Genomic DNA, 19,974 nt, shown 5'->3' on the forward strand with positions numbered 1-19,974 from the left:
TTTAGGCGATGAAACATTTTTAAAATATAATAGCAAACTACCTATCGTAGTATATGCTCCAAAAGATGTTGAACTACATTACGTTATTTGGCATCAAAATGATACAATCAATTCTGCAAAGGAAGAATAGAACCATACTATTCTTCAAAAAAATTTAATATACTATATGACATTTAAAGTCATCGCGAGCAGTCGTAGACTGCGTGGCAACCCAGACTTGCAGTTTCTGCTCGCAATGACGAAGACTAACCTATACAACAACAAGATCCGTAGTCGCTCGCAGTTAGCATACTAAATTACTCAAAATCTTCCTCTACAGCTTCAACTTCTTGCACTTCCGGTACAAAATGTTTAAGCATGGACTCAATGCCGTTTTTTAAGGTAATGGTGGAACTAGGACATCCAAGGCATGCACCACGAAGTGCTAATTTAACTACACCGTTTTCAAAGCCTTTATATATTATGTCGCCGCCGTCTTGTGCAACAGATGGACGCACCCTAGTTTCAATAATCTCTACGATTTGCTTCTCTATTTCCGAAAGCCCATCAAGGTTATGATTTACATTATCTGCTTTGGTGTTTTCTTCAAATACAGGAAAGCCTGAAACAAAATGATCCATAATAACCATTAAAATTTCAGGCTTTATAACTTGCCAATTACCTTCAGCTTGTTTAGTTACTGTTATAAAATCACTACCGAAAAACACTGATTTTACATTATTAATATGAAATAATGATTCTGCAAGTTTGCTTCTTCCTTTTACTTCAGCAAGCTCACTAAAAAATACCGGCTGATCACTACTTATTTCCTGCCCCGGGAAAAATGTTATTGCATCCGGATTTGGAGTATCTTCAGTTTGAATAAACATAATTAAAGCACACTAATAAATTTATTGATTATTATAAATTGATAGTACTACTTTTACAATATATTTGTATTTAGGCATTTTGGCATGGCTCTCAAAAACCGTATATGTCATTCCTGCGGCAGCAGGAATCCAATACTACCTATCCACGTCATTGCGAGAAGGCATTTATGCCGACTAAGCAATCTCATGAAATTTAAGAGAGATTGCCACGTCGCTACGCTCCTCGCAAGGCATTGTTACAGGGACCGGTAAAGCACTCGGTGTCTCATCCCGTGGCTTGACCACGGGAACCAGTTAAAAATACTAAAATTATTAGTATTTTTTATTGTTTTTATGGACCCCGTGGTCAAGCCACGGGATGACAGAGGTGAAATTGATCCACACAACAACAACGCCTCCTCGCAATGACAATTATAAATATTTTGCTAGATTCCCGCTTTTAGCTAGGAATAACATAAGGCGGTAAATATCTAATTAATATATAAGCCGGTATAAAACAAAATCCTGCTACAATAAAGAAATAAGTCCAGCCTAAATAAGTAGCTGCATAGCCTGAAATACTACCAAACAATATGGTACTAATATAAGCAATAGAAGTCATTAAAGCAATTTGGGTTATACAATATTTAGAACTACAGCATCTTAATTGGTAAGAAAAAAACGGCGACATAGTTAAGCCCTTGGTAAATTCTTGAAAAAAGACCGCTATATACAAACTTGTAATATCTCGATTATAAAAATAGAGAAATAAAAAAGATAGGCTAGATAAAGCATGATATATTAATGCTCTTTTAAGCAAATAAGAATATTCACATTTTCGGCATAAAAACCCACCTATAAAACCGCCAAGGATTGTAGCGCACATACCGAAAGCTTTATATCCAAGAGCTAAATCTTTCTTCGTATACCCAATATCGAGATAAAACATATTCGGCATAATTGACAGAAAATTATCTTGAAGACGATACAGAAGCATAAAACTAACAATTATTAGCCATTTAGGTTTCTTGACAAAATCATAAAAAGCATACCAAAATTTATCAAAATCATTAATAATTATCTTATCTTTAAATTTTAGCGGATAGATTATAATTAATAGTAATGACGGTATACATAAAATTGCCATAGCACGATAAACATCTTGCCAGGATATGATAGTAGATAAATATAACGCTCCTGAACCTGCTATAAGTATACCTATTCTAAAGCCTGTAGTACAAGCTGCCTCACTTATGCCCCAATTTTTATTTGTAATCAGTAACATCTGTGATGATTGAAGTAACATATCATAAATGGAAAAAAAAAATGCCACAGCTACTAAGCATAAAGCAAATGGTATAAAATGAGTGTTAGGGTTAAAATTTGTTAGAACATATACACAAAAAATACAACTAACTAAAGCAATAATTAAACAATATTTATATCCCCGCTTACTTAAAGGAGCAAAACTTATTTTTTCAAGCAAAGGACCCCATAAAAATTTAAATATATGAATAAAATTCACTAAACTAAAAAGCCCGATAGTGATTTTATCAAAACCGGATTCTCGAAGCCAAAAAGAAAGAGTTGAACCGGTAAGTAAATAAATTAAACCTCCGGGAAAAGAAATTATTAATATAAAGAAAATATTAGACATATATTGAAATCGTGAAAAATTTAAACTTATGAATTTATCCTCCTTTAAAATATACGAATGTCATTCCTGCAAAGGCATTGCCCGCATGGATATCTAATCGTCATTGCGAGCACAGCCATAAGGCTGTGTGGCAATCTCATGAGATAATAATAAACTCTTGAGATTGCTTCATCAATTACTTACGTAATTTCCTCGCAATGATATAAATGATGTCGTAAATCTAAACTACGATACTTTTTTTCTTTTATTACCGTAGCTGTTACCGTTAAAGGTTCTTTTACGGCTACTATCAAAATAATTAAACTTTTTATCGTCACCGCCGGCTCTTTTACCGAATGATCTTTTACGATTATTTTTATCACTTCTAAACTCACTACGTAGCGTAGATTCTCCTTTATTTACTAGACGATCGATTGCATGCCATCTAATAACATCATCAGGACAAATAAAAGACAACGCATGTCCGGTAGCCCCTGCTCTACCCGTTCTACCTATCCTATGTAAATAATCTTCAGGACACATAGGTAAATCATAATTAATAACATGCTGTGTATGAGGAATATCAAGCCCACGAGCCGCTAAATCAGTTGCTACCATTATTCTATGGTTTGACTTACGAAATGATAAAATTACTCTTTCACGTTGACGCTGACTTAAATCACCGTGTATAGCTTCTGCTGTATGATTTTCATATTTCAACATTTTAGCTAATTGATCGGCAGAGCGTTTAGTCTTCACAAAAATAATGACCGATCCTTCCCTATTACCAAGTTGTTTAGTTAATTCACTAAATTTTTCTTTATCAGAAACATGCATTGATTCCTGTTTTATTTCTGCAGCTGCTTTATTAGTAGCACCTACCGTAATACGTACCGGATTGTTTAGATATTTTTGAGAAACAGCAATAATATGTTTTGGCATAGTAGCGGAAAACATTAAAACTTGTCTTTTTTCCGGTAAAAATTTATTGATTTCTTCTAATTGTTCTTTCATCCCCATATCAAGCATTCTATCCATTTCGTCAAGTACGGTTATGCCTATACGATCAATTTTTAGACTTCCCCTATTTAAGTGATCGATAATACGCCCCGGCGTACCGATAATCACTTTTGGATTCTTTTTGAATTGCATAAATTGTTTAGGCATCGGTTCACCGCCTATCAAAACTGCACTATTAATTTTATAGGATATAGTTACTTTATTTAAAGTACTGTGTATTTGCGTTGCTAATTCTCTAGTCGGAACAAGAATTAAAGCAGTAGTTTTATTTTTAATAAATGAATCAATTAACGGCAATAAATAAGCAAGAGTTTTGCCTGAACCTGTTTGGCTAGAAGCGAGTATGTCCGATCCCGCCATTGCAACCGGAATCGATTGCTTTTGTATTTCAGTCGGCTCAGTTATATTCATTGTCTCGAGAGCAATAATTAATTCTTCAGATAAATTAAAATTTTTCATTATATAATCCAATATAGTTTTAAATCAAAATATGCACATTATTGATTAGACCTCTTAACATAACTCATTTCTTAAAGATATATGAGACATCGACGCTGCTCTCTCATCCTTACATACTTAACTATGTACGCTGCGTAGAGTAGCAGTTCTTATTCCCTTTATAAGATAAGTTATGCAGGAGGTCTATTGTATAAAAAATAAGTTATAGTAAATTAAAATAACGACTTATATAATTATCCTGAATCAAAAAATATGCTTAAGCTAGATTACAAAACACCAACTAAATATATAAAACGATAATGAATAATGAAACTATTTTAGAATCTTATTCAAGCCAGAATAATATTATTAGATTTAGGGCATTTTCATGCCCTTTAGTAAAAATAATTTATTATACTTAAAATTATATAGGTTATTATAAGACAAAAACAAAATATTTACTATTTTGATAAAGATGACTAGGCTACCCTAAATTATAAACAATTTTGGATAGCTGCTTTTGGTATTATAAATATATTTATTTCATTCTGAGGTTAACAGCATAGGCTTTTCCTTGCTTTTCTTCAAGATCAAAAATTACATCTTGTCCTTCTTCAAGGCTATGTAAACCTGCTGCGTCTACGGCTGATTTGTGTACAAACACATCTTTGCCGCCATTTTCCTGTTCAATAAATCCAAAATTCTTCGTAGAATTATACCACTTAACTTTACCTACTATATTTGTAGCCATAAAAACCTTTATTAGATAGAAATTACTTATTTGAACTTAACACACGCTTATAATAACTAAAACTTAAATTTTACTTTAAGCCTTACTTAAATATAAGAGCCGATAAAAACTCATTATGCAAAACTACCTTACCTTGCGGCATTTGTCAATAAACATGTCAATAACATGCAAGAGAAAGCATTACTTTCTGAAACTAATCTATCATATTATTACTATTTTGTCACTATTTAAGTTAATTATCTAATAAATTAATGAGTAAACTAACTATTTTAAAGGTGTTTAATAACTTTTTCATATCAGACTAATATATTAACGATAAAAGTACTTGCTTTTTTGTATTTTTTTTATTAATCTGTCCACTTAGCAAATGCAACCTTAATATCCACAACTGCCCGCGTGATGGAATGGTAGACATAACGGACTTAAAATCCGTGGAGCGTAAGCTCTTGCCGGTTCAAGTCCGGCCGCGGGTACCATTCGCCATTTTTAGGCAAATTCACCAATGTATCAAACGGCGAACGCAGCATAAAATCAAGCTTTTTAGGTTTCAATATTAAGTTCCCAAATATTAAATTTACTAAACGTCTTTTTGCGCTCACGCTGGAACTTTTAAATATCTTATAGACACTTGAGGCTGTTGATATCAAGGAAACCTGTAGCGATAACCGAAATTAATGCGTAGCTGTGCCCCTAATGTATTAATTCGCATCGCAACTAGATATTATGAGCAAACTGATTTAGAGATTGCCGCAAAAAACTAACCACCAAGCCAATGCTATTTAATATGTTTGCTTTAGCTGAACATTTGCATAAGACAATTGTCGAAATCAAGCAAATTACAATAGACGAATAGCATCACTGCCTCGCTTATTTTAGACTAAAGAAATCTAGCAAACAGAATAGATTGAAAAGGCAATAAGTAAAAGCTTTTCAGCGTTTTTTACTTAATAATACATACGCTTTAATAAATGTTGTTTATTATAGTGTGCTTCAGAATTTGTAGGATCAAGTTCAATTGCTTTATTATAAGACTCAAGAACTAAATTGTATTTACCTAGTAAATAGAAAAAGCCGTATTTTTGAGTAAGATAGATTTATTAAATATATAATTATTGACTTATTCCCCCCTATAAATTACTTCTCTCACATGATAATTAAACTCTATCATTAATATATAAGCTAATTTTAAAGAGTTAAAATATAAAGAAGAAGAAATTTTAACCTCTGAGTCTTATATCGATGAAGAGGAAGCAAAGAAATTAAAAGCTCAAAATGCAAGGAAAGAGCTTAAGTTAATACTAATAACTCTTGGGATAGTTTTTTGACTAGTTTTTTAACTTTCTATTATTTCTTTTTTAACTATATAGAAGAAAAAGCAGCAGAATATAAACTACAGCAAGAAGCAGAAGCAAAAAAGTTAGATAAAGATGAATGATGCAGGCTATAATATTTCAGCAATTCTCAAATAATCTTGAGGGGCAAGATTTTCAGCGCGATAATTATCATTGATTTTCAACTGCGTTAATACTTCATGTATATTAGGTACAAGATTTTTCAGTGATGATTTGATCATTTTCCGTCGTCCTGTAAAAGCAAGCTTTGTTATTTGCTCAACTTTATTTATCAGAGCAATAGACGGCGGATTTTCTAAAGGTATTAGTTTAACTATCGCAGAATATACTTTAGGAGGTGGATAGAAAGCAGTTGGCTCTACGTCAAAGCACTTTTCCACTTTAGCTATTAGCTGACATATTACCGATAATCTGCCATATGCTTTAGTTGAGGGCATAGCACAAATACGTTCTACTACTTCCTTTTGTAACATTAGCGTCATACTAGTAATTAGTCGTGCTTCTTTCAGCCATCTAATCACTAACTCAGTACCTATATGATACGGTAAATTAGAGATTATAGTTACTTTATAGTCAATTGATTTGGACTCGCCTATATCGTTACTCGTCGCTCTCCTATTAGTTATAGGCTTCGCCTCTAACTTCTTGTATGCAAATCCAACTGAATTGACTATATCATAGCTTAAATCGGTTAAATTTATTTTAAGAGCATCTTGTTTAATAATATTTAGATTAGGATAATATTCTTTAATCTCATTAAGGAGCGGGAGGCATCTCTCATCTGTTTCTATAACAGTTAAGGATTCAGGATTTTTCTGCAATATTGACCTAGTTAACCCTCCTGTGCCGGGCCCTATTTCTAATACTCGGCTATTTTCTGCCAGGTTACTTGCACGTACGATTTTATCACATAGACTACTGTCAAAAATAAAATTTTGTCCGTGCTTTTTAAGAGGATTAACTTGATGTAAAGCTGCGTGTTTTGCAATTGAAGGGAGCATAGTAGGGTATGTCATTCCCGTGAAAGCGGGAATCCAGTAAAACATATAAAAACTTGTTTTTATATGTTTGTTTTTATCAAATATAATTCTGTATTAATAATCAAGGTTATTTTTCTGGATTCCCGACTACGCGGGAATGACATAGAATAACACACACTAAGACGGCAGCATTATTTTTATAGCTGCTTTCTTACGCATATTTTCAAACATTTTTTGTGCTTTTTGCGAAATCTTTTTATTGGTTAGGAAATTTACTACATAATTATTTTCATCTTCATTAATATTTAAGATTTTTTTGCTGCACACTAATGTTATTTCAAATTTGTTATTTACTTCAAAAACATTACTTGCTTTATCAGGAGTTAAGTCCTTTACAATAGTTTGTTTTACGCCTTCTATCTTGCTAAGCTTATCGGTAATAATTTGCATAGTAGCAAAATTATCATAAAGCGATTTTTTAACATCCGCACATTTTTTTAGTCGATTTTTTAAATTATTCATCTGCGTAAACGCTTTATTGCTACCATCTTTAGATGTAAATACTTGCATTGAAATTTCTACGTCTTTTTGATCGCTAGATAAAATTGCGACATCTATTTCTTTATTACTTACTTGTACCGATCTTGATAGACTTGATAAAATATTCATTTTAATCAACTCGGATTTAATTTGGGAAATAAAACTATCAGGATTAACCGATCTGCTTTTTAGATACTGAAGAAGAGAACCGTGAGGCATTTTATTACGATCTTCAATAGACTTAATAGCGTTATCTATCTCTTCTTGCGGAATTTCTCTATCTCCTGCATATTGAAAAAGCAAAGATTCGTCAATTAAGCTCTTGAGTGCTAAGTCACTTAGCTGCTTATCTTGAGCAGGCGTTAGACTTTCAACATTATTTAGTGCCATAATCATTTTTTTTCTAGCACGGAACTCATTAAGAGTAATAGGTTCATCATTTACGGATGCTACTATATTCGGTAATGATGCTTGTGCTACATTAAAAGTAAAAAAAACGGTAATGATTAATAATAATTTGCTCATGTGATACTCTGAATAAGTGACCAGTAAGTAGACGAAGTTTTATTTGGAAAAGAGCAAGGAGTCTATAAGTCAAGGAGCGGAGCGTACATTTAGTACGTGAGCACCGCAGAACTTATAAGACGACGTAGCCAATTTTTCAAATAAAACGAGCATACTCACATGTTTAAAACTTTTAAACCGATAGAAATAGTCGGCGAAGAGGTAGTCTTTTTGATTCCTCTACTTCCATCGGCTAGATAATCGGAATAAATCTTTGCAGTAATTCTAACACAATCTTTAGCATATGTCATCCTAATAGTTCGAGTAAGTAAATTTGGAGATCGTCTAGAGAGATCAATGCGTGCACCAAAGCCTATAGTCCAATTTTCCGCTATCTGATAATTTATGTCTCCATAAAATTGTCGTACTCTATTATTTGAAACCTTTATACTTTCTACGGAATAATATTTGTTAAGATTGGTAAGCTGAATAAAACTACCTAGAAAGTTAATCTTATCATAGTTAAAATTTCCTCCCACTTCATCTCTAATAGGTCTGAAATATCTATCTTTCCGAAAGCTATAAAACACTTCTAAATTATTAGAAAGATTACCTAGTATCTGCCCTACATTTTCTGTATCATCAGCCTGCAAATCTATACTATATCTTGTATTACGGGATTGTCCTAAAAATAATTTTAAATAATTTTCTTCTTTAGCAATACTAGTATTTAAGCCGTAACTTAATCTATTACCGAAATCATGGCAATCAATACCGCTATAACGGTTGGATAAAAAGATATTTTTTTCGGATAATTCATATTTAGCAGGATCAATTATAACAAATTTTTTATCTTTCTTAGATAGTTTACGTCCCATAGTAAAAGAAACTACCGGCTCAATAAGTAAATTTATCGTTTTTGTTATATTGCCTACTAACGGATAACGCCATAAAGTTTGCAATTCCGGTATATTCCTTTGAAATGATTTACTTTCTCTCGGCTTATCTACATAAGCCTGTCTAGCAAGATAAAAATCGCCTCTATCTTTAGCAGCAAAATCAAAAATTTGTCCTGAAGCAGTCAGCACATTATGCATAAAGGATAGTTGCAAAGAGGTTCTAGCAACTTGTTTTCCTATTCTTTCTTTGTACATTAACGTATTATTTTCAACAACGATATGGCTGTTGTCATTATCATTCAAATTTATCACGTTTTTTGTATTGATTTTTGGTAATACTAGAGGATCGGTATATTTACGATCATTACTACCTAAGCCTTGAAAACTTAATCCTTCCGCCGAAAAATAATCAGCCTCATGAATTTTATTTAAGAATATTTTAGAAGTTAAATATGAAGCGTAGTTATTATAATAATTTTTTAAATAAGCTTTATCCGATGTACGCTCCACCTTGAAACCGTAATCATAAACTTTATCGGTACTAATAAAATTACCGCTTGCTATATAATGATAAGAAGAAACTTTTTTATTTTTCACTACACTTCCGTCTTTTTCTAGAAAATACGGTAATTTACCGTAACTAACTTGAAAATTCATATTATCGGTATCATTCAGGCGATAACGTGCTTCTAGCTCATAAGTTTGATATTTACTAAAAATTCTTGGAGTGAGAGTAAAATCTATATTAGGTTTTGCACGTAGATATAGGGGGATGCCAAACCCTTTATTTTTGACGTCAGGTACCAATAATCCGGAAGTTGCAGGGGCCGTAGGAGTCGGATGGAAAAAATACGGTAAGTAAAAAATCGGTACACCGTATACTTCAAAAAACACGTTTTTATAAACTACTCTATGCTCTGCGGAATGAATATAAGTATCCTTAGCAGCAATTTGCCAAATAGGGTTTCTATTACAAGTAACATCACAAGGGGTAAACTCGGCATGGTGCAGCGTAAGATTATTTTCATCTATTCTTTCAGCAAGTTTAGCAATTAAAAGATTATTATCACCGGAAAGCAAAATGAATTCCGATATGATACCTTTCTTAAATTCATCTTTTAAAACCACTTTGCCTCCCTCTATTATCCGATTTTGTTTATCCTTAATTCGGATATTACCTTCTGCCCATAAAATATCATTTTCTATATCATAAAGTAAATTATCTGCCGTTAATAAATACTCATCCGTGATAATTCTTATATTACCTTTAGCATATATCAAATCCTGATTTTCATTATACTCTACGAAGTCAGCTATAATATTGCTTATTTTAATATTTTGACCATTCTTAGAAAGAGCGGCAAAACTTACCAAAGAAAATATTATGATAATAAGCAAACATATTATTCGCAGTAGCATTTATATTAATAAATATATTTTAATAGTAAAAAATAATAGCAAGCTATTAGCAATATATCAAATAATAAAAAATTTTGCTTGCTCTTTTGTAGTGCAAGGTTATTCTATGGAGATGATAACCGGTCATTGCGAGGAGATGCATAGCATCGACGTGGCAATCTCATGAAGTAGGATAAACTCCTAAGATTGCTTCGTCAAAACTTATAGTTTCTCCTCGTAATGACGAATAATGTGCTACCCTCAGCGCAAAAAACCAAGTACTAATAAAATGCTAGACAATTTCATTGCGCATCAAGCAACCAAAGAGTTTTCAGTTAGTGAAATTTCTAATAAAATCAAAGAGCTATTAGAAAATAATTTTGGCTATATTAAGGTAAAAGGCGAAATTTCAGGCTTAAAAATAGCAAGCTCAGGTCATGCTTATTTTAACTTAAAAGAAAATACCGCCATTTTAGCCTGTACTTGCTGGCGTCCTATTCTTGCTAAAATCAAATTTCCTTTAAATGACGGCATGGAAGTAGTAATTAGCGGTAAACTCTCAAGTTATGCAGGTAATTCACGTTATCAATTATCGGTAGATAATTTGCAACCCGCAGGACTTGGAGCTATGCTGCAAATTCTAAATGAGCGTAAAGCCAGGCTCGAGAAAGAAGGCTTATTTAATAAAATACATATTCCTATACCCTTTTTACCTGATAAAATAGGCGTTATCACTTCAATAACCGGTGCTGTTATTAAAGATATTATTCATCGTATTCGCGAACGTTTTCCGACTCGGATAATAATATGGCCGGTTAGCGTACAAGGCGAAAATTCCGGCAATGAAATTGCTGAAGCAATTGAAGGATTTAACAATTTAGAAGAGGTAAATAAACCACGTGTTATAATCGTTGCTAGAGGTGGCGGTTCTATAGAAGATCTTTGGTCATTTAACGATGAGATATTAGTACGTGCTGCTTATAACTCAAAAATTCCTATTATTTCCGCAGTAGGTCATGAAGTGGATTATACTTTAATAGATTTAGCAGCCGATAAAAGAGCTCCAACACCGACTGCTGCCGCAGAATTTGCCGTACCGGTACGATCTATTTTAAATAATACGCTACAATCTTATGAAAAAATATTATTGAATAATACTAGCCGGTTAATTAAATATCACGAACAAAACATAGTAAATTACGATAAAATACACAGATATCTCTCTCACTATATAAATAATAGGCAGCAATTACTGGACGAAACCGGTTTTAATTTACTAGATGCTTTACCGTGCTTTATTGATCTACAAGACACAAAGATTAAATCTTTTTCTAAAGAAAGGGTGAACCCTGCTAAAATAATCAATTACAAAACATTAGAATTAACACATCAAACAGCTTATCTATCAAAATCGGCAAATAATACTTTGAAAAACTTTGAGTATAAATTAGAATTAAATAGTACGTTACTTGCAAGCCTTGATTATCACAACGTATTAAAACGAGGTTTTGCTATAGTTAAAGGAGAAACGGGTAATTTTTTATCTTCTAAGATTACTGCTGCGAATGAAAAAATTTTTAATATTAAATTTTCTGACGGTGAAATTAAAGTAGTGCGTGATTAGAGGCTTTGGTTTTTATCGTCATTGCAAGCAGCCGTAGGCTGCGTGGCAATCTCATGAAATAATGGATAAGCTCCTGAAATTGCTTCGTCGCATTACTGCGTAATTCTTCTCGCAATGACGATAAAATATTGCTACGGGGGATGACATTTTAATTCTAAAAAAATACAGACCATGAAAATTTTAAAGCTTTTTATTTTTATACTTCTCATTTCTAAAAATTTGTATGCTTTAAGCATAGGCACGAACGAACAACAAGCAATTTTAGAATGCGAAGGGACAGCTGATAAAAAAACTTTGATAAATGCATGGTATGTAAATGAGCCTTATCAATACTTAATTGCTGATTCAAACGGTCATACTACCGTTTCCGGTATGGATATAGAATTAATTAACGCTATTGCTGCAAAAATAGGTATCAATATTGAGTACAATCAATATAGCTGGTATCAAGATCAATTAGATATTCAAATCGGCAATGCCGACATGACAGCAGGAGCTACTTATACTACTGAGAGCAGTAACTACGCTTATTTTCAAAGCCTTATCGTCTTGAAGAATTATCATTATTTATTATTGAACCACTTGCCAAAAGTTGAACAATTTAATTTTGCTATAGATGATTTTCTTGCAAGTAACGAGTATAAAAAAATTATTAAGACATACATATATCATATTCTATTGCCTAAATCTATAGATTCTCGTTGGTGCCATGTTATATAGGTTTACTTGGTTGCCTTGCTTTTGCTTTTTCGGGAATTATTTTGAGTAGCAGAAAAAATAGTACTTTATTTGGTACATTTTTATTTGCGGTATTACCGTCTGTTAAGTAGTTGTATAATGCTAGATTTAATAGTAAACCATGATAATACCAGACATTTAAACTTCTATTTCTTCTTATTTCTATTACATATTTGTAGTAGTTTTACTCGGTTTTACAATTATTAAATTATTCAGCTATTATAATAAACAGATTGCTGAAGATAATTATTGAGAACAATTAGTAGCAATTTGCGATTCATTCGGACAAGCAACTTGTATAATTATAGGAGTTGCAATGGTTATTATTCACAAAATTGAGCCTCTATAATTTTTGGGGACCGTTTTTTGCTTTCATTACGGCTAATTGCAGTGCAATATTACGAGATTTTATTATGAAAGAAAATGCAATTAAGAGGATACCAAGAGGAGTTAGTATTGAAATCACTGTATTATGGGGTATAGCTTTTAGCGTATTATTAGATATGTACAGTAGTAATCCAAATTATCATACAATAAAATATTCAATGAGTATAGTAATTTCTGGAGCATTTATTACTAGTCTCTTAGTTTATCATTTTGGTTTTCTTGAGTGGCGATTCCGTAATAAAAAATTAGAAGATATAGAAAAACAAACATGAAGATAGCTACTTGGAATATTAATTCCATAAAAACAAGACTTAATTTATTGCGTAATTTTTTATCTAAAGAAAATCCAGATATTTTATTATTGCAAGAAATAAAATGCGAAACCGCAAAATTTCCTTTTGATGCATTATCCGACCTACCTTATAATTCTTATGTTCACGGACAAAAATCATATAACGGCGTTGCTATAATTTCAAAATTTCCTGCCGATGAAATAATTAAGGATTTTCCGAATAATTACTGCAGTGATCAAGCAAGATTCTTAGAAATAAAATTATCATTACCTATAGGGTTTTGTAATATAATCTCGCTCTATGCTCCTAACGGTTCATTTGTCGGTAGCGATAAATTTGTAGCAAAACTAGCATTTTATGATAATTTTATCAATTATTTATCAACTAAAAAATCTTTTGACGAAAAAACTATCATAGGCGGTGATTTCAATATTGCACCGTTCGATATAGACGTATATTCACCTAAGCTACTGGCTGAAACTACTTGTTTTACTGAAGTTGAACAAAAAAAATTACGCACTATTCTAAATTCCGGATTTGAGGATTTGTACAGATTAATGCATCCGAATAAACAAGAATTTTCATGGTGGGATTATAGAGCCGGATGTTTTGAACAAAATAAAGGTATGAGGATTGATATGATTCTTGGTTGTAATAATACTATTGACTATTTAGAAAATTGCTATATGGATTATAATTTAAGGACTCAAGAAAAACCTTCAGATCATATACCGGTAATTGCGAGTTTTAAGGGATAGTCAATGTGGAATGTTGCTATCTTAGGATGCCGTATGTCATTCCCGCGTAGGCGGGAGTCCAAAAAAATAGCTTTAATATTGATATAGAAGTTACATAATTTGATAAAATAACCATATAAAAACAAGTTTTTTATATGATTTTAATGGATTTCCGCCTACGCGGGAATGACATAGACCACTTTTTAAAAATAAATATATGTCGCCAAAATTCATGACATTTTACGAAAAATATATGACGATTGTCGGTACAATCGGCAATTTTATGTTTTATGTGCAGGCTCATAAGATTTTCACCTGCCAATCTTCGGCTTCTGTTTCTATGCCCGCCTTTACTATAAGTGCTATTGCTCTTTGTAGTTGGCTTATATACGGCATATTAATAAAAAATACACCTATTATAATAGCAAATATAGTAGGTTTTATCGGGGCATTACTAGTTCTCTTAACCATAATAATATATTAATAATGACTAAGAAAATCATTACTTTAGTTGGTCGTCCAAATGTAGGCAAATCAACGCTTTTCAATAGATTAAGCATACGTAAAAAAGCTATCGTTCACGACTTGCCAGGCGTCACCAGAGATAGAAAATATACAGACGGCAAAATCGGTTCTTTTGAATTTTTGTTAATTGATACCCCAGGACTTGACGAGAATCCTAATAGTATGGGAGAGAGGTTAATGGAGCAGACTACTAAAGCAATTTTAGAGGCAGATTTAATTTGCTTTATGGTTGATGGTAGAAGCGGAATATTACCTGATGATAAGCTACTTAGTAGTTTTGTTAGAAAATATAATAAGCCTGCTATATTGGTAGTTAATAAATGCGAGAAAGCTTTTGATTTTGATAAAGAGTACTACAAATTAGGGTTTGATAGTATGATGGCTATCTCTGCCGAGCATGGCACAGGCTTAATTGATTTATATGACGAAATTATTGCCAAGTTACCTGAAGAAGAAGCAATCGAGACAAATATAGCCGATCCAATTAAAGGAGATTTTTTGCAGATAGTAGTTAGTGGCAGACCTAACGCCGGAAAATCTACTTTTATAAACGCTCTTATTAATGATGAAAGATTATTAACCGGTCCTGAAGCCGGCATTACTCGTGAATCAATTGAAATTGATTGGCAATATAAAAATAATCATATTAAATTGATTGATACGGCAGGACTCCGCAAGAAATCTACTATTACAGAGTCTTTAGAAAAATTATCGGCATCGGATACTATTAACAGTATTAAATTTGCTAATACCGTAATCTTAATGATTGATGCTTTAGCTCCTTTAAAACAGCAAGATTTAAATATTGCAAGCCATGTGGTAAATGAAGGAAGAAGTATAGTTATAGTAGTGAATAAATGGGATTTAGTTAAAGAATCCGAAAAAGAAGCATTTCAGGAAGAATTTTATTATCAGATAAATACTCATCTGCCTCAGGTTAAAGGTATCCCCGTTCTATTCATTTCAGCAATAAATAAACAAAATATTGAACAAGTGCTAGATGCTTGTCTTAAAATTTATAAAATTTGGAATAAGAAAATAACTACTAGCAAATTAAATGAATGGCTTAATTTTACTACGGAAGCACATCCGCTGCCTTTACAAAAAGGCGGCAGAAGAGTGCGTGTAAAATATATGACTCAAACAAAAACCCGTCCCCCTACTTTCAAGCTATTTTCCAATAATCCGGAAAAAATTACCGATAGCTATACTAGGTATTTAGTAAACAATATGCGTGAGGCTTTTGACATGCCGGGCGTTCCTATTAGATTCATTTACGTAAAAACTAAAAACCCGTATGTGTAGTTTAAAATTAATTAATAACAGTTTAGTTATTAGCACCGAAAAATCTGAATTAGATATATTACTAGATAATATTACTGATTCTAATTGTCATCATGAATTATTAAGTAATGATAAGACTAAAGGTAATGAAATATGGTAACTTATATACTTTAACCAAACTGTAAATTAGATAAGTTCGCTATTCCAACTACACTTATTTTTTCTGTTTTTTTATATGTATTATTCCCGGTGGTAACAATATATAAATGTTCTAACTGCAAATCGGCAAGAACGGTATGCATTGATTTAGTAATACTAGGAGCATCAGCATTTTTTACTTCAAAGCCGTATTTCTTACCATTCTTAATAATTAATAAATCTAATTCTGCTCCTGTTTGCGTTCGCCAAAAAAAATACTTTGCATCCGTAAATTTACGTATTAACTCCTCTATTACAAACCCTTCAAATGAAAGACCGCGTTTTGGATGAACATACCAATCATGTTCGTGAATCCCTAATAAGGCATGTAGTATTCCGCTATCTCGTATATAGACTTTCGGTGCTTTCACTTGACGTTTTGAGATATTTTCATACCAAGGTTTTAATAACCGAATCATAAAAGTTTGCTCTAATATTTCAGTATAACGTTTGATAGTCATATCCGTTAAACCGAGCGACCTTCCAAGCTCGCTATAATTTAATAATTGCCCATGATTATGAGCAAGCATCATCCATAACTGCCTCATTACATGTGCATTAAGAGATATTCCTAAATTAGGCAAATCACGTTCGATAAAACTAGTGATGTAGCTATTACGCCATCTAAGACTTTGGACATAATTTTTTGCTAAATATGATTTAGGAAAACCACCTCTTAACCATAACTCCCTAAAATCATTTATCTCTATTAAATTGAACGGAGTAAGCTCCGTATATTCAATACGGCCGGCTAATGATTCTGAAGATTGTCGCAATAATTCTCCAGAAGCACTACCTAATATTAAAAATTTTTTGTTTGAATAGTCAGCAAGAACTCTTAAATAAGGAAAAATTTCAGGTTGTCTTTGAATTTCATCAATTACTATTAAGCCGTTTAAAGGCTCAAGAATTGTTTTAAGATTCTTAAATTGATCTAAGTGAGCCGGATCCTCAAGGTCAAAAAAGTAGCGCTTTTCATCTTCTTTAAGCTGTTTAATATAAGCGTGAGCTAAAGTAGTTTTACCACATTGCCTTGGACCGAGAATGGCACAAATAGGGAATATCTCAAGGGCACCTGTGATATGTGTTAAATAATAATTTCTTTCTATCATCCTTGTAATTTCATAATGACACTTTGAATTTACAATATAATGTTAATCAAATAATAGCAAGAGGTTTCTAGGTCCTGTGCACTTTTGATTAATGATTATAATTATGAGATATTTTTAAGCGAAAATTAATAAGATTTTTGAAGGAATAGTTATGCATATTTCAAAAAAATTTTATAATTTCCAGCTAAAAAGAGCCATAATTATAATCATTAATCAAAAGTGCACAGGACTTAGGCTCCTCTACCGGATTTTCCTATCTCTCTTTGTCTTTCTTCTAATACCTTACTTGTATGCGGTCCTACCGCTTCTTTATCTTTACTAAATTTACTTTTTCTTAAATTAACTATAGTTTCTGCTACTACTCCTAGCACTTTTGGATCTGATAATAATTTTAACGCCAGCAATATAATTTTACTGTATTCATGTTTGCTAAATTTATCGGCAATTTGCATTAATTCAGGTGCATGTTTACCGGCTATCTTTACTAATTTTTCACCGTCTAATTTTAATTTTTGACCCTTAGGTGTTTTATTTCAAAACTCATCTACAACCGGTCCTAAACTACTTGCATGTTTTGTTAATAGTTCAGGAAGGTCTTTTTCAATTATTTTGCTTATTTCCGGATTATGGTTTTTAATTTGTATCAAAGGACTAATCAATTCCTTTACCTCTTTTACCTTTTCTTCTTTTGATTTCTCTTCCTTTGGAAGTGGCTTAACTAACTGAAATTTTTGTATTATATCAGTAACTTTATCGCTATCGGAAAGAGCAAGGCTTGCAAGTTTAGTAATTGACGGCAGAGCATCTTTTAAAAAAGACGTAGATGCATCTAATGCCTTATGTATAAACTCCGGATCTTTTCCTTGTGATTCTATTCTTTCCATTACTTTAGGATGTTTTAAAACATCTAATATATCCTGTTTATTAATATCTAAATATCGCGGTAATTCTTTTTCTAAAACAGAAGATAAATTATCAATAATTTTTTTTGCATTTTCAACTAACTCTACTATTTTGAGGTTTTTTGCCTTTTAATAACTCTTTTCTAGTTTCAATATCTAACCCTTCCATATTTAGGTTAATTTTAGTCCAACGCTGATTTTCTTTAAGCTGACTATAAGCTTTTATAACTGAAGGAGTACTTTCAATTATTTTTTCGCTAGAATTTACAAGTAGTGCTACTGTATTTGCAATTAATGCAGGTTTAGCGATTTTTTGTGCTTTATTATTTATTATATTTTCCGTAATTTGAACTAACCCCTTTTGATTATCAGGATTTTTTAAAATTGTACTAAATCGTGATTAAGAAGGGGTTTTACTTTGTCTGAAGTAATAATGTCATGTATATTTTATAGCACCTTGAGATGACGCGTTTTTTTTGTTTAATATTTCTTGTACTTTTGGGTTTAAATCGCTTTCTAGTGCTTTAGATATTAAATCTACTCCTAGTGTAGATAATTCTCTGATAAATTTAGGACTTATTTTGTCTAATACATTTATTTTTTCTGTTTCGGAAGTTTGAAAGTTTTTTGTTATTTTGCTAAGCCTCTTATTTAAAATAGGCGTGAGAAGATATGGAATAACTTTAGACTGTAAAAGAGTTTCTTTTGAACTATTGGATATAGTTTCAGAATGTAAAACAGAAGCACATTTTTTTATAAGCGATTCTGCATCTGCTATCATCTTGCAACCAGCTTCAATAGAACCTACACTAGTGGTAGCACTTCTCGCTTTTCTGAGGTTATTAAACTCCAGTGCAAGATCAGGTAAAACTTGAGAAGCCTCCCAGGTAAACTGCAATGCACTAGGAACATTCCCAACTGCTTGGATAACACTTTGTATTATACCTAAATTATCTTTATTAAGATCTAGATATCGTTTATTTAACTCATCATATTTTTTGTTACCTGTTTCAGCTCCAAGAGCTAAATATCCAACTTGAACCCACGAAAGGTTTTTATATTCTTCATCAAGCTGTTGCCTTATATTATCAATGGATTCCTGCTCTTGTTCTTGGCTTTTAGACATTTAAATACCTTTATATAATTTAAAGGTTTATAAAATTTTACTTTTTAATTTTTGTTAATTTTAAAAGTCATGGTTATCTTGCAATGGTTTTTTACTATAATTTTTCATTTACCGGTAAATCCATACTAACCTCTCCACACAATAAAACGATATTCTCCATTACCTGAGGATCTATATCCGGGTTGTTATACTCTTTATTTTTCTGAATCCAGTTGTAATAGTAAGGGTCAGGCCATAATGCCATGATTTTCGGTAAAGATTTTTGCTGTATAGTACCGACATTATACTCGCGTTTTAAAACTTCAGCCGGCATTTACTCTACACACCGATAAAATATATTTCTGAGAAATGCAAAATCGATTTAATATTATTATTATTATCGGGATCTATATGGATTTATAATATGCACGTTGTACATCATTAAACAATTTCGCTACTATCAGTGGTTTATCGAGATGTTTTTCTATACTTACTAAAGCTATATTTTCTAAGTTTTCGGGGCATTGAACAATTTTATCTAAAGCCGTTAATTTTTCAAACTCTTCCTCTCCTATTGTTTCTTTTAGGTCTCTTTTATATTTTTGTTCTTTATCTGAAGAAAATACTAATTTATCATTTTTACAATCAACCAAAAAAGGAGTAGTAATAGGATATTTAATAAATAAATCTTTTAGTTTCATAA

At 32.0% G+C, this 19,974-nt stretch carries 21 protein-coding genes, 1 tRNA gene and 1 pseudogene; 9 read left to right on the top strand and 14 right to left on the bottom strand.

Annotated elements, in window-relative coordinates; all coding sequences use genetic code 11:
* Positions 1-40 precede the first annotated feature (40 nt).
* Positions 41-130: pseudogene (locus MCC_RS10955) on the top strand (ecotin family protein); the annotation flags it as partial.
* A gap of 166 nt (positions 131-296) precedes the next feature.
* On the opposite strand, the gene MCC_RS05775 reads toward MCC_RS10955, so the two are convergent.
* From MCC_RS05775 to MCC_RS05790, 4 genes are all read right to left on the bottom strand, one after another.
* Entirely contained in the window at positions 297-869 is a 573-nt protein-coding gene (locus MCC_RS05775) for a NifU family protein (protein WP_014408932.1), read from the bottom strand.
* 439 nt (positions 870-1,308) lie between these two features.
* On the bottom strand, positions 1,309-2,505 hold the full coding sequence (locus MCC_RS05780) for an MFS transporter (protein WP_014408933.1): 1,197 nt from the start codon (positions 2,503-2,505) through the stop codon (positions 1,309-1,311).
* Positions 2,506-2,730: 225 nt separating this feature from the next.
* The gene (locus MCC_RS05785; RefSeq protein WP_014408934.1) at positions 2,731-3,963 is read right to left on the bottom strand and encodes a DEAD/DEAH box helicase; all 1,233 of its coding nucleotides are present in this window, start codon (positions 3,961-3,963) and stop codon (positions 2,731-2,733) included.
* Positions 3,964-4,480: 517 nt separating this feature from the next.
* Entirely contained in the window at positions 4,481-4,693 is a 213-nt protein-coding gene (locus tag MCC_RS05790; protein WP_014408935.1) for a cold-shock protein, read from the bottom strand.
* 390 nt (positions 4,694-5,083) lie between these two features.
* Here MCC_RS05790 and MCC_RS05795 point away from each other — a divergent pair.
* Positions 5,084-5,169, top strand: a tRNA-Leu gene (locus MCC_RS05795).
* 468 nt (positions 5,170-5,637) lie between these two features.
* On the opposite strand, the gene MCC_RS08430 is transcribed toward MCC_RS05795, so the two are convergent.
* The 4 genes from MCC_RS08430 to MCC_RS05810 all read right to left on the bottom strand — a co-directional run bounded on the left by MCC_RS08430 (position 5,638) and on the right by MCC_RS05810 (position 10,387).
* On the bottom strand, positions 5,638-5,787 hold the full coding sequence (locus tag MCC_RS08430) for a tetratricopeptide repeat protein (RefSeq protein ID WP_081427938.1): 150 nt from the start codon (positions 5,785-5,787) through the stop codon (positions 5,638-5,640).
* A gap of 347 nt (positions 5,788-6,134) precedes the next feature.
* On the bottom strand, positions 6,135-7,046 hold the full coding sequence (gene rsmA / locus MCC_RS05800; RefSeq protein ID WP_014408937.1) for a 16S rRNA (adenine(1518)-N(6)/adenine(1519)-N(6))-dimethyltransferase RsmA: 912 nt from the start codon (positions 7,044-7,046) through the stop codon (positions 6,135-6,137).
* 156 nt (positions 7,047-7,202) lie between these two features.
* Positions 7,203-8,090 (bottom strand): SurA N-terminal domain-containing protein, encoded by an 888-nt coding sequence (locus tag MCC_RS05805; RefSeq protein ID WP_014408938.1) that lies wholly within the window; start codon positions 8,088-8,090, stop codon positions 7,203-7,205.
* A 155-nt stretch (positions 8,091-8,245) separates the two neighbouring features.
* On the bottom strand, positions 8,246-10,387 hold the full coding sequence (locus MCC_RS05810; protein WP_041405439.1) for an LPS-assembly protein LptD: 2,142 nt from the start codon (positions 10,385-10,387) through the stop codon (positions 8,246-8,248).
* 268 nt (positions 10,388-10,655) lie between these two features.
* On the opposite strand from MCC_RS05810, the gene xseA reads away from it, so the two are divergent.
* From xseA to MCC_RS09640, 7 genes are all read left to right on the top strand, one after another.
* Positions 10,656-11,990 (top strand): exodeoxyribonuclease VII large subunit, encoded by a 1,335-nt coding sequence (gene xseA / locus MCC_RS05820; RefSeq protein ID WP_014408941.1) that lies wholly within the window; start codon positions 10,656-10,658, stop codon positions 11,988-11,990.
* Positions 11,991-12,161: 171 nt separating this feature from the next.
* Entirely contained in the window at positions 12,162-12,710 is a 549-nt protein-coding gene (locus MCC_RS10620; protein WP_014408942.1) for a transporter substrate-binding domain-containing protein, read from the top strand.
* A gap of 353 nt (positions 12,711-13,063) precedes the next feature.
* On the top strand, positions 13,064-13,387 hold the full coding sequence (locus MCC_RS10625; RefSeq protein WP_231288678.1) for a hypothetical protein: 324 nt from the start codon (positions 13,064-13,066) through the stop codon (positions 13,385-13,387).
* Positions 13,384-14,166 (top strand): exodeoxyribonuclease III, encoded by a 783-nt coding sequence (gene xth, locus MCC_RS05835; protein WP_014408944.1) that lies wholly within the window; start codon positions 13,384-13,386, stop codon positions 14,164-14,166. Before MCC_RS10625 ends, xth begins: the two co-directional genes overlap by 4 nt.
* Positions 14,167-14,362: 196 nt before the next feature.
* Complete coding sequence (locus MCC_RS08440) at positions 14,363-14,629, top strand: SemiSWEET family sugar transporter (protein WP_010977607.1); 267 nt, start codon at positions 14,363-14,365, stop codon at positions 14,627-14,629.
* 2 nt (positions 14,630-14,631) lie between these two features.
* Positions 14,632-15,975, top strand: coding sequence for a ribosome biogenesis GTPase Der (der, locus tag MCC_RS05845; RefSeq protein ID WP_014408945.1), 1,344 nt, complete (start codon positions 14,632-14,634; stop codon positions 15,973-15,975).
* Positions 15,968-16,114, top strand: coding sequence for a hypothetical protein (locus MCC_RS09640; RefSeq protein ID WP_014365517.1), 147 nt, complete (start codon positions 15,968-15,970; stop codon positions 16,112-16,114). Before der ends, MCC_RS09640 begins: the two co-directional genes overlap by 8 nt.
* A gap of 10 nt (positions 16,115-16,124) precedes the next feature.
* On the opposite strand, the gene MCC_RS05850 is transcribed toward MCC_RS09640, so the two are convergent.
* The 6 genes from MCC_RS05850 to MCC_RS05875 form a co-directional block, all read right to left on the bottom strand.
* A complete protein-coding gene (locus MCC_RS05850; RefSeq protein ID WP_014408946.1) occupies positions 16,125-17,264 on the bottom strand; it encodes an ATP-binding protein in 1,140 nt (379 codons plus the stop codon).
* 230 nt (positions 17,265-17,494) lie between these two features.
* Positions 17,495-17,716, bottom strand: a complete 222-nt coding sequence (locus MCC_RS05855; RefSeq protein WP_041405441.1) for a hypothetical protein — start codon at positions 17,714-17,716, stop codon at positions 17,495-17,497.
* Between the two features lie 81 nt (positions 17,717-17,797).
* Positions 17,798-18,148: a hypothetical protein gene (locus tag MCC_RS05860; RefSeq protein WP_041405442.1), complete on the bottom strand. Its 351-nt coding sequence runs from the start codon at positions 18,146-18,148 to the stop codon at positions 17,798-17,800.
* A gap of 454 nt (positions 18,149-18,602) precedes the next feature.
* Positions 18,603-19,292, bottom strand: coding sequence for a hypothetical protein (locus MCC_RS05865; RefSeq protein WP_231288679.1), 690 nt, complete (start codon positions 19,290-19,292; stop codon positions 18,603-18,605).
* A gap of 94 nt (positions 19,293-19,386) precedes the next feature.
* On the bottom strand, positions 19,387-19,605 hold the full coding sequence (locus MCC_RS05870; RefSeq protein ID WP_014365515.1) for a hypothetical protein: 219 nt from the start codon (positions 19,603-19,605) through the stop codon (positions 19,387-19,389).
* Between the two features lie 73 nt (positions 19,606-19,678).
* Positions 19,679-19,972, bottom strand: coding sequence for a hypothetical protein (locus MCC_RS05875; RefSeq protein WP_014408947.1), 294 nt, complete (start codon positions 19,970-19,972; stop codon positions 19,679-19,681).
* Between the last annotated feature and the right edge of the window lie 2 nt (positions 19,973-19,974).

It is taken from the genome of Rickettsia rhipicephali str. 3-7-female6-CWPP, from assembly GCF_000284075.1.
Classification (GTDB): domain Bacteria; phylum Pseudomonadota; class Alphaproteobacteria; order Rickettsiales; family Rickettsiaceae; genus Rickettsia; species Rickettsia rickettsii.